Below are 409 nucleotides of genomic sequence, written 5' to 3' on the forward strand. Positions count from 1 at the left end.
GCTGGAAACCGCCTGATCCGCACAAGGTGATGCCGGCCAACGGCCGGCGTTACCGGGTCAGCGTTCCCAGGGAAACGCCGGCAGGCTGGCCACGGCCTGCTCCAGCTTGTGCGACCAGCTGCCGTGGATTTCCGCATACAGCGGGCTGTCGCCGGCCAGGCGCATGCGCTGGCTGATGCGCAGGTCGCCCTTGCGGATCAGCACCAGGTCCACCGGCAGCCCCACCGACAGGTTGGAGCGGATGGTCGAGTCCAGCGACACGATCGCGGTGCGCGCGGCGTCTTCCAGTCGCGTCGGCGGGCGGATGATGCGGTCCAGGATCGGTTTGTCGTACTTGGACTCGCCGATCTGCAGGAACGGCGTCTCCGGCGAGGCGGCGATCGCGTTGCCCAGCGGGTAGATCATGTAC

At 68.0% G+C, this 409-nt stretch carries 1 pseudogene; it reads right to left on the reverse strand.

From position 1 onward, the window contains the following. Positions 1 to 57: 57 nt before the first annotated feature. Positions 58 to 409, reverse strand: a pseudogene (locus AC1DN0_RS41665) (peptidase); the annotation flags it as partial.

It is taken from the genome of Cupriavidus sp. 05N39, from assembly GCF_056397325.1.